We start from the raw sequence: 14,870 nt of genomic DNA, 5'->3' as shown, positions 1-14,870 counted from the left end.
CTTCTCTGCTGCTGAAAACGCAGCGCTGCTGAGAAGCACGATGTTCCTCGCAGAAATGCTCTTTAAAAATTAACAGCCGATAAGTGTGGGCGCTTGATGGAAGCGAGCTGATCTTCGGATCAGATAGCGAAAGTATCAAGAGTCTCACACTAAAGTAAGTCAGGTTTATGAAGCAATTCATATTCCTGTCAGCTTTGAGTGAGCGACCGGTTCGAAAGAACCGAAAACAGTAACAGGTTTAAACTGAAGAGTTTGATCCTGGCTCAGATTGAACGCTGGCGGCATGCCTTACACATGCAAGTCGAACGGCAGCACGGGTGCTTGCACCTGGTGGCGAGTGGCGAACGGGTGAGTAATACATCGGAACATGTCCTGTAGTGGGGGATAGCCCGGCGAAAGCCGGATTAATACCGCATACGATCTACGGATGAAAGCGGGGGACCTTCGGGCCTCGCGCTATAGGGTTGGCCGATGGCTGATTAGCTAGTTGGTGGGGTAAAGGCCTACCAAGGCGACGATCAGTAGCTGGTCTGAGAGGACGACCAGCCACACTGGGACTGAGACACGGCCCAGACTCCTACGGGAGGCAGCAGTGGGGAATTTTGGACAATGGGCGAAAGCCTGATCCAGCAATGCCGCGTGTGTGAAGAAGGCCTTCGGGTTGTAAAGCACTTTTGTCCGGAAAGAAATCCTTGGTTCTAATATAGCCGGGGGATGACGGTACCGGAAGAATAAGCACCGGCTAACTACGTGCCAGCAGCCGCGGTAATACGTAGGGTGCGAGCGTTAATCGGAATTACTGGGCGTAAAGCGTGCGCAGGCGGTTTGCTAAGACCGATGTGAAATACCCGGGCTCAACCTGGGAACTGCATTGGTGACTGGCAGGCTAGAGTATGGCAGAGGGGGGTAGAATTCCACGTGTAGCAGTGAAATGCGTAGAGATGTGGAGGAATACCGATGGCGAAGGCAGCCCCCTGGGCCAATACTGACGCTCATGCACGAAAGCGTGGGGAGCAAACAGGATTAGATACCCTGGTAGTCCACGCCCTAAACGATGTCAACTAGTTGTTGGGGATTCATTTCCTTAGTAACGTAGCTAACGCGTGAAGTTGACCGCCTGGGGAGTACGGTCGCAAGATTAAAACTCAAAGGAATTGACGGGGACCCGCACAAGCGGTGGATGATGTGGATTAATTCGATGCAACGCGAAAAACCTTACCTACCCTTGACATGGTCGGAATCCTGCTGAGAGGGGAGTGCTCGAAAGAGAACCGATACACAGGTGCTGCATGGCTGTCGTCAGCTCGTGTCGTGAGATGTTGGGTTAAGTCCCGCAACGAGCGCAACCCTTGTCCTTAGTTGCTACGCAAGAGCACTCTAAGGAGACTGCCGGTGACAAACCGGAGGAAGGTGGGGATGACGTCAAGTCCTCATGGCCCTTATGGGTAGGGCTTCACACGTCATACAATGGTCGGAACAGAGGGTTGCCAACCCGCGAGGGGGAGCTAATCCCAGAAAACCGATCGTAGTCCGGATTGCACTCTGCAACTCGAGTGCATGAAGCTGGAATCGCTAGTAATCGCGGATCAGCATGCCGCGGTGAATACGTTCCCGGGTCTTGTACACACCGCCCGTCACACCATGGGAGTGGGTTTTACCAGAAGTGGCTAGTCTAACCGCAAGGAGGACGGTCACCACGGTAGGATTCATGACTGGGGTGAAGTCGTAACAAGGTAGCCGTATCGGAAGGTGCGGCTGGATCACCTCCTTTCCAGAGCTATCTCGCGAAGTTGAGCGCTCACGCTTATCGGCTGTAAATTAAAGACAGACTCAGGGGTCTGTAGCTCAGTCGGTTAGAGCACCGTCTTGATAAGGCGGGGGTCGTTGGTTCGAATCCAACCAGACCCACCATTGTCTTGTCTGGCGTGTCGATGATCGTTGGCGCTTTAGCGCTTACGAGTACCTCAAGCCGACAGGCTCATACCTGAGAATATTCTGTACATGGGGGCATAGCTCAGCTGGGAGAGCACCTGCTTTGCAAGCAGGGGGTCGTCGGTTCGATCCCGTCTGCCTCCACCAATCTTCAATGGGAAGCGTTTGGATCACACGAAAGTGACGTGTGAGACGAGCATTTGCCATTGGCGATTGAGCCAGTCAGAGTGATACGTAGTACGTATCGGCTGTCGTTCTTTAACAATCTGGAAGAAGTAAGTAATTTGGATAGCGGAAGCGTCTTGAGATGGACGTGGAAACTATCCGGGTTGTGATTGTATCGATGTATCTCAAGATGATTCGGGTCTACTCCCTTCGGGAGTGGGGCCAGCGTAAGCGCTAAAGCGCTAACGCCGGACCGACATCAATTGGAATACGGCACAACGCGAAAACTCAACCTGTAACGACTGTCGGAGAGACAGACTCGTTATAGGGTCAAGCGAACAAGTGCATGTGGTGGATGCCTTGGCGATCACAGGCGATGAAGGACGCGGTAGCCTGCGAAAAGCTACGGGGAGCTGGCAAACGAGCTTTGATCCGTAGATGTCCGAATGGGGAAACCCGGCCCTTTTGGGTCATCCTAGACTGAATACATAGGTCTAGTGAAGCGAACGCGGTGAACTGAAACATCTAAGTAACCGCAGGAAAAGAAATCAACCGAGATTCCCAAAGTAGTGGCGAGCGAAATGGGATGAGCCTTGCACTCTTTATTTATTGTTAGCCGAACGCTCTGGAAAGTGCGGCCATAGCAGGTGATAGCCCTGTAGGCGAAAACAGTATGAAAGAACTAGGTGTGCGACAAGTAGGGCGGGACACGTGAAATCCTGTCTGAAGATGGGGGGACCATCCTCCAAGGCTAAATACTCGTGATCGACCGATAGTGAACCAGTACCGTGAGGGAAAGGCGAAAAGAACCCCGGGAGGGGAGTGAAATAGATCCTGAAACCGCATGCATACAAACAGTCGGAGCCTCGTAAGGGGTGACGGCGTACCTTTTGTATAATGGGTCAGCGACTTACGTTCAGTAGCAAGCTTAACCGTATAGGGCAGGCGTAGCGAAAGCGAGTCCGAATAGGGCGTTCAGTTGCTGGGCGTAGACCCGAAACCAAGTGATCTATCCATGGCCAGGATGAAGGTGCGGTAACACGTACTGGAGGTCCGAACCCACTAACGTTGAAAAGTTAGGGGATGAGCTGTGGATAGGGGTGAAAGGCTAAACAAACTTGGAAATAGCTGGTTCTCTCCGAAAACTATTTAGGTAGTGCCTCGTGTCTCACCTTCGGGGGTAGAGCACTGTCATGGTTGGGGGGTCTATTGCAGATTACCCCGCCATAGCAAACTCCGAATACCGAAGAGTGCAATCACGGGAGACAGACATCGGGTGCTAACGTCCGGTGTCAAGAGGGAAACAACCCAGACCGCCAGCTAAGGTCCCCAAATATAGCTAAGTGGGAAACGAAGTGGGAAGGCTAAAACAGTCAGGAGGTTGGCTTAGAAGCAGCCACCCTTTAAAGAAAGCGTAATAGCTCACTGATCGAGTCGTCCTGCGCGGAAGATGTAACGGGGCTAAGCTATATACCGAAGCTGCGGATGCGAGCTATGCTCGCATGGTAGGAGAGCGTTCCGTAAGCCTGCGAAGGTGCGTTGAAAAGCGTGCTGGAGGTATCGGAAGTGCGAATGCTGACATGAGTAGCGATAAAGGGGGTGAAAGGCCCCCTCGCCGTAAGCCCAAGGTTTCCTACGCAACGTTCATCGGCGTAGGGTGAGTCGGCCCCTAAGGCGAGGCAGAAATGCGTAGCTGATGGGAAGCAGGTCAATATTCCTGCACCATTGTTAGATGCGATGGGGGGACGGATCGCGGAAGGTTGTCCGGGTGTTGGAAGTCCCGGTCGCTGCATTGGAGAAGGCACTTAGGCAAATCCGGGTGCGCAATTCAAGGGTGTGGCGCGAGCTCCTTAGGGAGCGAAGCAATTGGAAGTGGTTCCAAGAAAAGCCTCTAAGCTTCAGTCTAACGATGACCGTACCGCAAACCGACACAGGTGGGCGAGATGAGTATTCTAAGGCGCTTGAGAGAACTCGGGAGAAGGAACTCGGCAAATTGGTACCGTAACTTCGGGATAAGGTACGCCCTTGTAGCTTGACTGGCCTGCGCCAGGAGGGTGAAGGGGTTGCAATAAACTGGTGGCTGCGACTGTTTAATAAAAACACAGCACTCTGCAAACACGAAAGTGGACGTATAGGGTGTGACGCCTGCCCGGTGCCGGAAGATTAAATGATGGGGTGCAAGCTCTTGATTGAAGTCCCGGTAAACGGCGGCCGTAACTATAACGGTCCTAAGGTAGCGAAATTCCTTGTCGGGTAAGTTCCGACCTGCACGAATGGCGTAACGATGGCCACACTGTCTCCTCCCGAGACTCAGCGAAGTTGAAGTGTTTGTGATGATGCAATCTACCCGCGGCTAGACGGAAAGACCCCATGAACCTTTACTGTAGCTTTGCATTGGACTTTGAACCGATCTGTGTAGGATAGGTGGGAGGCTATGAAACCGGAACGCTAGTTTCGGTGGAGCCGTCCTTGAAATACCACCCTGGTTTGTTTGAGGTTCTAACCTTGGCCCGTGATCCGGGTCGGGGACAGTGCATGGTAGGCAGTTTGACTGGGGCGGTCTCCTCCCAAAGCGTAACGGAGGAGTACGAAGGTACGCTAGGTACGGTCGGAAATCGTGCTGATAGTGCAATGGCATAAGCGTGCTTAACTGCGAGACCGACAAGTCGAGCAGGTGCGAAAGCAGGTCATAGTGATCCGGTGGTTCTGTATGGAAGGGCCATCGCTCAACGGATAAAAGGTACTCTGGGATAACAGGCTGATACCGCCCAAGAGTTCATATCGACGGCGGTGTTTGGCACCTCGATGTCGGCTCATCTCATCCTGGGGCTGTAGCCGGTCCCAAGGGTATGGCTGTTCGCCATTTAAAGAGGTACGTGAGCTGGGTTTAAAACGTCGTGAGACAGTTTTGGTCCCTATCTGCCGTGGGCGTTGGATATTTGAAGGGGGCTGCTCCTAGTACGAGAGGACCGGAGTGGGACGAACCTCTGGTGTACCGGTTGTCACGCCAGTGGCATCGCCGGGTAGCTATGTTCGGAAGAGATAACCGCTGAAAGCATCTAAGCGGGAAACTCGCCTTAAGATGAGATATCCCTGGGGACTAGATCCCCTTGAAGGGTCGTTCGAGACCAGGACGTTGATAGGTCAGGTGTGTAAGCGCAGTAATGCGTTCAGCTAACTGATACTAATTGCCCGTAAGGCTTGATCCTATAACAAGTCTGTCTCGATGCCCGTTAGCGCTTCAGCGCTTACGGACATCGAGCGTCGAGTGCAGCGCACTCGACGTACGACGGTTGAGCAACCGCGTACGTGTGAGATACAGCTCACAACTCAAAATTACTGCTTCTTCCCGATTGGTCGTGCTGCGAAGCAGCGCGACAACCCTCTTTGCCTGATGACCATAGCGAGTCGGTCCCACCCCTTCCCATCCCGAACAGGACCGTGAAACGACTCTACGCCGATGATAGTGCGGATTCCCGTGTGAAAGTAGGTAATCGTCAGGCTCCCTAAGCCAGAAACCCCCGCCCGAAAGGCGGGGGTTTTTGCATTTCGGCGGCCGAAATGTCCGCGGGGCAAAGTAACAGTCCAGCGTGCTCTATCATCGCTTCCCACTGGCACAGGCCGGATCAGCCGTCTTCCATCCCTCTACCAGCGCCCACCGCGGAACGAAACCGCGCGATTTGATACGATCGAAATGTCGTCGGCGATTGCGTTCGTCGACGTTCATGTTCGAAACCGGAACTTGATGGAGAGGGCGGGGAATGAATATCGGCGACGCGTCGCGCGAATCCGGAGTCAGCGCAAAAATGATCCGGTACTACGAAGAGGTTGGCCTGCTTGCACCGAGCAAGCGTACTGACGCGGGCTACCGGATCTATGGCACGGACGAAATCCACACCCTGCGCTTTATCCGCCAGGCCCGGCGACTTGGCTTTCTCGTCGAGGACATCCGTAAGCTGCTGATGCTCTGGCAAGACCGCTCCCGCGCCAGCGCCGAGGTGAAGTCGATCGCCCTCGAGCACGTGGCCGAACTCGACAAGCGCATCGCGGAGCTGAGTGACATGCGCGATACGCTGGCGGACCTGGCGGCGCACTGTCACGGTGACGGACGGCCCGAATGCCCGATTTTGGCGCGCCTGGGCGACCCCGTCAGTGAACCAGATTAGTGCGTACACTCAAAGCTGGAAATGGGCGCCCGATCCAACATCTATAAAAATCAATGGGTTACGTGAAATCGACGGCCAGTCATTCCGGATTGGAATGGCTTCCATGCAAGTATTTCACTAGCATCTTGGTGCGGCGCCGTTATAATTCGGGAATACCCTATACGGGAAATCCCTGAATCTCGATTCGCCAGGGGTCCCCCTTCCTTGGAGAACATCATGATCGCCTACATCGTCGAAAAGCTGAGCAACTGGTTCGAATCCGCAGAACGTGAGCGCCGTGAGGCTTACCTCGCCACGTCGTCGGACATCGTCCAGCTCGAAAGCCGCATCCGCTCGCTCGAAACCAACGGCTACTCGCTGTAATCGAGTCACCGTCAGGTGCCGTGTGGCACCGAACGAAAAGCAAGCCCCGTATTGACGGGGCTTTGTTTTTTTGTGCGCCGGATCTGGCGAAATCGCCGACGCGGCGCTATGGTATGGGCCTGCTTTTCTCGTGAAGGACACGATCATGCGTTTGCGTCTCGATGTGCGTCGCCGTGCCCGCGCGCGTCTCGTTCTGGGCGCGGCCGTGCTTGTCCATGGCCTCGCGGCCGGTGCCGCGACTTCGTCCAAACCGCTGGTCCTCGATACGCAACGCGGCATCCAGGACGGCAAGGGCGGGTTGGTGCTGCAGACAGCACCGTTGTCGTCCGAGCCGATCGTCGAACCGGCGGGCATGCGGGCGCCGGCCGGGCAAGCGCCGAACACGTCGGTGCCGCTGTTCGTCGCGCCGTATATCAATGTGCCCGGCTGGGGCGCGCCGCCGGCCAACCAGCCGAGACTTGCGCCGAGGCCGCAGCCGTAACGGCCGGTCGCCGGATCAGTTGCCGCGCTGCTCGATCTGACAGCGGGCGCCGCTGTCCTGTCCGAGCATCTCGACCAGATAGGGCAGTGCCTCGTTCATGCTCTGGGCGAGCGTGTACGGCGGATTCAGGATGAACATCCCGCTGCCGTAGAGGCCCAGTCCATCGTCAGGCGGATTCGATACCGTCAGCGTCAGGTGCAGCCAGTTGTTCGGTTGCAGGCGCTTCAACTGCTCGGGAAAGCGCTGCGATTCCGTCCGCGTGACCTGCGGATACCAGATCGCATAACAGCCCGTCGCGAAACGCTTCAGGCATTCCGTCACGCAGCTAACCGTACGCGCGTAATCCTTCTTGTCCTCGTAGGACGGGTCGATCAGCACGAGTGCGCGTCGCGGCGGCGGCGGCAGCAGCGCCTTGATGCCTTCGAAGCCGTCACCGGCGAAGATCATCGCGCGTCGCCCCGCGTCGCGGAAGTTGTGGCGCAGCACGTCGATTTCCGTCGTGTGCATTTCGAACAGGCGCATCCGGTCCTGCTCGCGCATCGATCGCCATGCGATATACGGGGAACCCGGGTAGAAGCGCAGCTCGCCGTCGTCATTCAGCGCGCGGACTTCGTCCACATAATCGCCCAGCGCTTCCGGCAGGTTCTTGTCGTTCCACAGCCGGCCGATGCCGGTGTCGAATTCTGCCGTCTTTGCCGCGTAGCCGTCGCGCAGCGAATACACGCCGGCACCGGCATGCGTATCGATGTACCAGTACGACTTGTCTTTCTTGTTCAGGTAGCGCAGCAGTTGGACGACGACGGCGTGCTTGAGCACGTCCGCGTGGTTGCCTGCGTGAAAACCGTGACGATAACTGAGCATGGCGGGCTGCCTGAAACAGAAGGTGAATCGATAAAAGCGGTCGATCGGGCGCTGCCGTCAGGCAGGGCGCCGATGCGGCCGCGTATTGTACGCGAGTGGCCGTGAGTCGCCTTATTCGTATGCGTTGCCGACCACCTCCTCGATGCGTTGCTTCACATCCGGCGTCAGCTTCGCGGCGACGTCGAGCGCGCGCATGTTATCGCCGATCTGCTCGATCCGCGATGCACCGGTGATTACCGAACTCACGCGCGGATTCGCGAGCACCCATGCGATCGCGAGCTGGCCGGTGCTGCAACCGAGGTCGGCCGCGATCCCGCCGAGCCGTTCGACGATTTCGTTGCTGGCCTGATCGGTCAACCGGTCGCGCATCCAGTCGTAGCCCTGCAACTGCGCGCGGCTGCCGGGCGGCACGCCGTTGCGGTATTTGCCGGTGAGCAGGCCCGAGGCCAGCGGGCTCCAGGTCGTGAGACCAAGACCGTAGTCGTCGTAGAGCCGCGCATATTCCCGTTCGACCCGCGTGCGGTGGAACAGGTTGTACTGGGGTTGCTCGACGACCGGCTTGTGCAGGTGATGCCGATCGGCGATCTCGAACGCGGCGCGGATCTCGTCGGCGCTCCATTCCGACGTGCCCCAGTACAGCGCCTTGCCGCGCACGATCATGTCGCTCATCGCCCAGACGGTTTCCTCGATCGGCGTGTTCGGATCGGGGCGATGGCAATAGACGAGGTCGACATAGTCGAGCTGCAGGCGGCGCAGCGAGCCGTCGATCGCGTTCAGCAGGTATTTCCGGTTCAGCGTGTGATACTGGTTCGGTGCTTCCGCGAGCCCCCAGAAGAACTTCGTGGACACGATATAGCTGATGCGCGGCCAGTCGAGCGACTTGAGCGCCTGGCCCATGATTTCCTCGGATTTGCCGCCGGCGTACACCTCGGCGTTGTCGAAGAAATTGACACCCGCGTCGCGGGCCGCGGCGAGGCATTCGCGCGCCACTCGCTGGTCGACCTGGTTGCCGTAGGTGACCCACGAGCCGAGCGAGAGCGCGCTGATCTGCAGGCCGGAACGGCCTAGCCGTCGATAGTCCATGCGAATCTCCTGCGTGACGGAACCGACCTTAAGCTTAGACGTTTTGCGCGCGAACGGCGGGGCCGATCGTGCACAATGACGGCTGGCCCGCCGGTACAGTCGCGCGATGCAAGCGGATGCGGCGGGCGCGTGTTTTATCGATCCGATAACGGGAGGAGACGGACATGGCAGCAGATCTGAGCGGCAAGACCGCAGTCGTCACGGGCGCCGCGAGCGGCATCGGCAAGGAAATCGCGCTGGAGCTCGCGAAAGCGGGCGCGGCCGTCGCGATCGCCGACCTGAACCAGGACGGCGCAAATGCGGTCGCCGACGAGATCAACAAGGCAGGCGGCAAGGCGATCGGCGTCGCGATGGACGTGACGAACGAGGAAGCCGTGAACAGCGGCATCGACAAGGTCGCCGAAGCGTTCGGCTCGGTCGACATCCTCGTGTCGAACGCGGGCATCCAGATCGTCAACCCGATCGAGAACTACGCGTTCTCCGACTGGAAGAAGATGCAGGCGATCCACGTCGACGGCGCGTTCCTGACGACGAAGGCCGCGCTCAAGCACATGTACAAGGACGATCGCGGCGGCGTCGTGATCTACATGGGTTCGGTGCATTCGCACGAAGCGTCGCCGCTGAAGTCGGCGTACGTGACGGCCAAGCACGGCCTGCTCGGCCTCGCACGCGTGCTCGCGAAGGAAGGCGCGAAGCACAACGTGCGTTCGCACGTCGTGTGTCCGGGCTTCGTGCGCACGCCGCTGGTGGACAAGCAGATTCCCGAGCAGGCGAAGGAGCTCGGGATCAGCGAAGAGGAAGTGGTGAAGAAGGTGATGCTCGGCAACACGGTCGACGGCGTGTTCACGACGGTGCAGGACGTCGCGCAGACGGTGCTGTTCCTGTCGGCGTTCCCGAGCGCCGCGCTGACGGGCCAGTCGGTCGTCGTCAGCCACGGCTGGTTCATGCAGTAACGCGGGCGCGGGCGGTGTAGCCGCCCGCTGCGCAGGACGGCATAAAAAAACGCGCTCCGGGGAGCGCGTTTTTCATGTCGGCAGGGCGGGGCCGGTGACGGCTGCCGCCCGCTGGCGCCGAGTTACTTCAGCACGGCTGCGACGGCATTGGCGACCACGTCGAGGTTGCGCGTGTTCAGCGCTGCGACGCAGATCCGGCCCGTGCCGACCGCATAGATGCCGAACTCGTCGCGCAGGCGGTCGACTTGCGCCGAGGTCAGGCCCGAATACGAGAACATCCCGCGCTGCGCGTTGATGAAGCTGAAGTCGCGATCGACGCCGCTTGCCTTCAGGCGCTCGACGAGACCGTTGCGCATCGCGCGAATGCGATCGCGCATTTCGCCGAGTTCCTGCACCCACGAAGCGTGCAGTTCCGGCGAGGCGAGCACCGCTGCGACCACCGCGCCGCCATGGGTCGGCGGGTTCGAGTAGTTCGTGCGGATCACGCGCTTCAGTTGCGACAGCACGCGCGTGGCTTCTTCCTTGCTCGACGTGATGATCGACAGCGCGCCGACGCGCTCGCCGTACAGCGAGAACGACTTCGAGAACGACGACGATACGAACGCGTTCAGGTCGGCCGCGGCAAACAGACGCACGGCGGCCGCATCGGCTTCGATGTTCTCGCCGAAGCCCTGGTACGCCATGTCGAGGAACGGCACCAGGTTGCGCGCCTTCACGACGTCGACGACTTGTTGCCATTGCGCTTCGGTCAGGTCCACGCCGGTCGGGTTGTGGCAGCACGCGTGCAGCACGACGACCGTGCCCGCAGCATAGCCGTTCAGCGCCGACAGCATGCCTTCGAAGTTCACGCCGTTGGTGGCGGCGTCGTAATACGGGTACGCGACGACTTCGAAGCCGGCCGCTTCGAACAGCGCGCGGTGGTTTTCCCAGCTCGGATCGCTGATCGCGACCTTCACGTTCGGGTTCACGGTGCGCAGGAAATCGGCGCCGATCTTCAGTGCACCCGTGCCGCCCAGTGCCTGGGCCGTGACCACGCGGCCCGCTGCGATCAGCGGCGAATCGTTGCCGAGCAGCAGCTTCTGCACGGCCGCATCGTAGGCGGCGATCCCGTCGATCGGCAGGTAGCCGCGCGGCAGGCCGGCCTCGACACGCACCTTCTCCGCTTCGCGAACCGCGCGCAGCAGCGGAATCTTGCCTTCTTCGTTCGTGTACACGCCGACGCCGAGGTTGACCTTGGTCGGACGCGTATCGGCGTTGAAGGCTTCGTTCAGGCCCAGGATCGGGTCGCGGGGAGCAAGCTGGACAGCGGAGAAGAGCGACATGATGATTCGGCAGTAGTGAAAAGAGGGTCAGGCTTTCAGCCGGCGGGGCGGGCGCAGCGAACCGCGCGCCAACGGCGCGACGCCGGAAAGCGCAGCAGCCTGATATTGTAGCGAATTCGCGCTGGCGGGGGCGGGCGATTCGGCGGCGAATCGCGATTTCGGGCGGCCGTCGCGCGGCAGGAGCCGACAGCAGATCGCGCGGCCGCGAAGCGCTAGAATGGTTCCTTTGCCCTCGCTCCAGCCGCATTCCATGTCCGAACATCATGCCGAAGCCGGCGACGCGCTCGACGAATCCAAATTCGTTACCTTCGAAGGGTCGCCGTTCCAGCTGTATCAACCGTATCCGCCCGCAGGCGACCAGCCGACCGCGATCGAGACGCTCGTCGAAGGCATCGGCGACGGCCTTGCCTTCCAGACGCTGCTCGGCGTGACGGGTTCGGGCAAGACCTTCACGATGGCGAACACGATCGCGCGGCTCGGCCGCCCGGCGATCGTGTTCGCGCCGAACAAGACGCTCGCGGCACAGCTCTATGCCGAGTTCCGCGAGTTCTTTCCGCGCAACGCGGTCGAGTACTTCGTCTCGTACTACGACTACTACCAGCCTGAGGCGTACGTGCCGCAGCGCGACCTGTTCATCGAGAAGGATTCGTCGATCAACGAGCACATCGAGCAGATGCGGCTGTCGGCGACGAAGAGCCTGATGGAGCGTCGCGACGTGGTGATCGTCGCGACGGTGTCGGCGATCTACGGTATCGGCAACCCGTCCGAATACCATCAGATGATCCTGACGCTGCGCACCGGCGACAAGCTCGGCCAGCGCGACGTGATCGCGCGGCTGATCGCGATGCAGTACACGCGCAACGAGCAGGACTTTCAGCGCGGCACGTTCCGCGTGCGTGGCGACACGATCGACATCTTCCCGGCCGAACACGCGGAAATGGCCGTGCGCGTCGAGCTGTTCGACGACGAGGTCGAGACGCTGCACCTGTTCGACCCGCTGACCGGACGCGTGCGGCAGAAGATTCCGCGCTTCACCGTGTATCCGTCGTCGCACTACGTGACGCCGCGCGACACCGTGATGCGCGCGGTCGAGACGATCAAGGACGAATTGCGCGAACGCCTCGAGTTCTTTCACCGCGACGGCAAGCTCGTCGAGGCGCAGCGCCTCGAGCAGCGCACGCGCTTCGATCTCGAGATGCTGCAGGAGCTCGGCTTCTGCAAGGGCATCGAGAACTACTCGCGGCATTTCTCGGGCGCGGCGCCCGGCGACCCGCCGCCGACGCTTGTCGACTACCTGCCGCCCGATGCGCTGATGCTGCTCGACGAATCGCACGTGCTGATCGGCCAGCTGAACGGCATGTACAACGGCGACCGCGCGCGCAAGGAAAACCTCGTCAATTACGGGTTTCGCCTGCCGTCGGCGCTCGACAACCGGCCGCTCAAGTTCCCCGAGTTCGAACGCAAGATGCGCCAGGTCGTGTTCGTGTCGGCCACGCCGGCCGACTACGAGAAGCGCGTGACGGGGCAGATCGCGGAACAGGTCGTGCGGCCGACGGGGCTCGTCGATCCGGAAATCGAAGTGCGGCCGGCGAGTTCGCAGGTCGACGACGTGCTGACCGAGATCAACGCGCGCGTGAACGCCGGCGAGCGCGTGCTGATCACCGTGCTGACGAAGCGCATGGCCGAGCAACTCACCGAGTTTCTGGCCGACCATGGCGTCAAGGTGCGCTACCTGCACAGCGACATCGACACGGTCGAGCGGGTCGAGATCATCCGCGACCTGCGGCTCGGCACGTTCGACGTGCTGGTCGGGATCAACCTGCTGCGCGAGGGCCTCGACATTCCCGAAGTGTCGCTCGTCGCGATCCTCGATGCGGACAAGGAAGGCTTCCTGCGTGCCGAGCGCTCGCTGATCCAGACGATCGGCCGCGCCGCGCGGAACGTGAACGGCAAGGCGATCCTGTATGCCGACACGATGACCGAGTCGATGAAGCGCGCGATCGGCGAAACCGAGCGGCGCCGCGCGAAGCAGATCGCGCACAACGAGAAAATGGGCATTACGCCGCGCGGCGTCGTGAAGCGCATCAAGGACATCATCGACGGCGTCTACAACGCCGACGAAGCGCGTGCGGAACTGAAGGAGGCGCAGCAGCGCGCGAAATTCGAGGACATGTCGGAAAAGCAGCTCGCGAAGGAAATCAAGCGTCTCGAGAAGCAGATGGCCGACTACGCGAAGAACCTCGAGTTCGAGAAGGCCGCCGCGACGCGTGACCAGCTAGCGCTACTGCGCGAGCGCGTGTTCGGTGCAAACGTCGGCGACCACATCAACGGCGGCCGGTAATTCTTTCCAAACGTCACCAAAACCTGTCAGTAACGGGTCTGTAAGCCTTGTCGGATCAGGGGTTTACACGGTATCCGGTTTGTTCCGGAACAGGTTCGGTGCTAAACTCCGCAATTATTGAGAATTGTTCGCATTAACGTTCTTCATTGCGTTAGTGTTTCCAGCGAGCCGCCCGGCGGCGGCCCGCATGTCGTCAAGATAGTCAGACAAATAACAAGGAGTGTCCATGTTGGGTTCTTCGTTCATCCGCACGACGGTTGCGGTAGCTGCGGCGCTTGCCGCGATGTCGGCCTCGGCTGCCGAATATCCGATCGGCAAGCAGCAGATCCAGGGCGGCATGGAAATCGGCGCGGTGTACCTGCAGCCGATCACGATGGACCCGGAAGGGATGATGCGCAAGGCGTCGGATTCCGACATCCACCTCGAAGCCGACATCCATGCGGTCAAGAACAACCCGACGGGTTTCGCGGAAGGCGACTGGATGCCGTACCTGCAGGTCACGTACAAGCTGACGAAGCAGGGCGACACGAAGTGGAAGGCCGAGGGCGACCTGATGGGCATGGTGGCAAGCGACGGTCCGCACTACGGCGACAACGTGAAGCTGAACGGCCCGGGCAAATATCACCTGACGATGGTCGTCAAGCCGCCGATGCAGTCGGGCCACATGGCATTCGGCCGTCACGTCGACAAGGAAACGGGCGTGGGCGCATGGTTCAAGCCCGTTACGCTCGAATACGACTTCCCGTTCGCCGGCATCGGCAAGAAGGGCGGTTACTGATCGGTGGCATCACGAACGGCGCGCTTCGGCGCGCCGTCGGCGTAGAGAACCCAGAATGAAAATTCCCCAGAAAATCGTTGCCGCAGCCGCTGCGTTGTGGCTTGCGGGCGCGGCATACGCTGCCGATCTGCCGACGTTCAAGCTCGAGATGGCGGACGGCAAGCTGAATCCCGCCCGCATCGAAGTGCCGGCCGGCCAGCGTTTCAAGATCGAGATCAAGAACACCGGCAAGGGCGCCGCCGAGTTCGAGAGCGTGCAACTGCGCAAGGAGAAGGTGCTCGCGCCGGGCGCCGATTCGTTCGTGGTCGTCGCTCCGCTGTCGCCGGGCGAATACAAGTTTTTCGACGATTTCCACCAGCAGGCGCAGGGCGTGATCGTCGCGAAGTAACGCGTTTTATCTGCGCGCGGGCACACCTGTCCGTTGC

General features: G+C 59.7%; 11 protein-coding genes, 2 tRNA genes and 3 rRNA genes. 12 read left to right on the top strand and 4 right to left on the bottom strand.

Annotated elements, in window-relative coordinates:
* Positions 1–240 precede the first annotated feature (240 nt).
* From LXM88_RS16920 to LXM88_RS16885, 8 genes are all read left to right on the top strand, one after another.
* Positions 241–1,771: ribosomal RNA gene (locus LXM88_RS16920) — 16S ribosomal RNA — on the top strand.
* 63 nt (positions 1,772–1,834) lie between these two features.
* Positions 1,835–1,911, top strand: a tRNA-Ile gene (locus LXM88_RS16915).
* A gap of 92 nt (positions 1,912–2,003) precedes the next feature.
* Positions 2,004–2,079 (top strand) — tRNA-Ala (locus LXM88_RS16910).
* 346 nt (positions 2,080–2,425) lie between these two features.
* Positions 2,426–5,306 (top strand): 23S ribosomal RNA (locus LXM88_RS16905).
* Between the two features lie 181 nt (positions 5,307–5,487).
* A 5S ribosomal RNA gene (gene rrf, locus LXM88_RS16900) occupies positions 5,488–5,600 on the top strand.
* The 16S, 23S and 5S rRNA genes sit together here with 2 tRNA genes alongside, the layout of an rRNA operon.
* 258 nt (positions 5,601–5,858) lie before the next feature.
* On the top strand, positions 5,859–6,263 hold the full coding sequence (gene cueR / locus LXM88_RS16895; protein ID WP_262534643.1) for a Cu(I)-responsive transcriptional regulator: 405 nt from the start codon (positions 5,859–5,861) through the stop codon (positions 6,261–6,263).
* Positions 6,264–6,479: 216 nt separating this feature from the next.
* On the top strand, positions 6,480–6,626 hold the full coding sequence (locus LXM88_RS16890; RefSeq protein ID WP_006478295.1) for a DUF3563 family protein: 147 nt from the start codon (positions 6,480–6,482) through the stop codon (positions 6,624–6,626).
* A 145-nt stretch (positions 6,627–6,771) separates the two neighbouring features.
* Positions 6,772–7,107 carry a hypothetical protein gene (locus LXM88_RS16885; RefSeq protein ID WP_262534544.1) on the top strand — a complete coding sequence of 112 codons (336 nt, stop codon included), beginning with the start codon at positions 6,772–6,774 and terminating at the stop codon, positions 7,105–7,107.
* A gap of 15 nt (positions 7,108–7,122) precedes the next feature.
* Here the strand turns inward: LXM88_RS16885 and LXM88_RS16880 are convergent, their stop codons facing one another.
* Positions 7,123–7,968: a 23S rRNA (adenine(2030)-N(6))-methyltransferase RlmJ gene (locus tag LXM88_RS16880; RefSeq protein WP_174382326.1), complete on the bottom strand. Its 846-nt coding sequence runs from the start codon at positions 7,966–7,968 to the stop codon at positions 7,123–7,125.
* 111 nt (positions 7,969–8,079) lie between these two features.
* Positions 8,080–9,051, bottom strand: coding sequence for a potassium channel beta subunit family protein (locus tag LXM88_RS16875; protein ID WP_262534538.1), 972 nt, complete (start codon positions 9,049–9,051; stop codon positions 8,080–8,082).
* 164 nt (positions 9,052–9,215) lie between these two features.
* On the opposite strand from LXM88_RS16875, the gene LXM88_RS16870 reads away from it, so the two are divergent.
* Positions 9,216–10,004: a 3-hydroxybutyrate dehydrogenase gene (locus tag LXM88_RS16870; protein WP_262534536.1), complete on the top strand. Its 789-nt coding sequence runs from the start codon at positions 9,216–9,218 to the stop codon at positions 10,002–10,004.
* 122 nt (positions 10,005–10,126) lie between these two features.
* Here the strand turns inward: LXM88_RS16870 and LXM88_RS16865 are convergent, their stop codons facing one another.
* Together LXM88_RS16865 and LXM88_RS16860 are read right to left on the bottom strand one after the other, a co-directional pair.
* Entirely contained in the window at positions 10,127–11,326 is a 1,200-nt protein-coding gene (locus tag LXM88_RS16865; RefSeq protein WP_262534533.1) for an amino acid aminotransferase, read from the bottom strand.
* Between the two features lie 27 nt (positions 11,327–11,353).
* Positions 11,354–11,578, bottom strand: coding sequence for a hypothetical protein (locus LXM88_RS16860; RefSeq protein ID WP_262534531.1), 225 nt, complete (start codon positions 11,576–11,578; stop codon positions 11,354–11,356).
* Here LXM88_RS16860 and uvrB point away from each other — a divergent pair.
* From uvrB to LXM88_RS16845, 3 genes are all read left to right on the top strand, one after another.
* On the top strand, positions 11,577–13,667 hold the full coding sequence (uvrB, locus tag LXM88_RS16855) for an excinuclease ABC subunit UvrB (RefSeq protein WP_262534528.1): 2,091 nt from the start codon (positions 11,577–11,579) through the stop codon (positions 13,665–13,667). The genes LXM88_RS16860 and uvrB overlap by 2 nt on opposite strands.
* Before the next feature lie 226 nt (positions 13,668–13,893).
* Positions 13,894–14,445, top strand: a complete 552-nt coding sequence (locus LXM88_RS16850) for an iron transporter (protein ID WP_047898578.1) — start codon at positions 13,894–13,896, stop codon at positions 14,443–14,445.
* 55 nt (positions 14,446–14,500) lie between these two features.
* Entirely contained in the window at positions 14,501–14,833 is a 333-nt protein-coding gene (locus tag LXM88_RS16845; RefSeq protein ID WP_047898577.1) for a cupredoxin domain-containing protein, read from the top strand.
* Positions 14,834–14,870: the final 37 nt, after the last annotated feature.

It is taken from the genome of Burkholderia sp. S-53 (assembly GCF_025560745.1).
GTDB lineage: Bacteria > Pseudomonadota > Gammaproteobacteria > Burkholderiales > Burkholderiaceae > Burkholderia > Burkholderia pyrrocinia.
The sequence above is the reverse complement of the archived record's forward strand: the minus strand, read 5'-3'. Positions and strand labels throughout refer to the sequence as shown.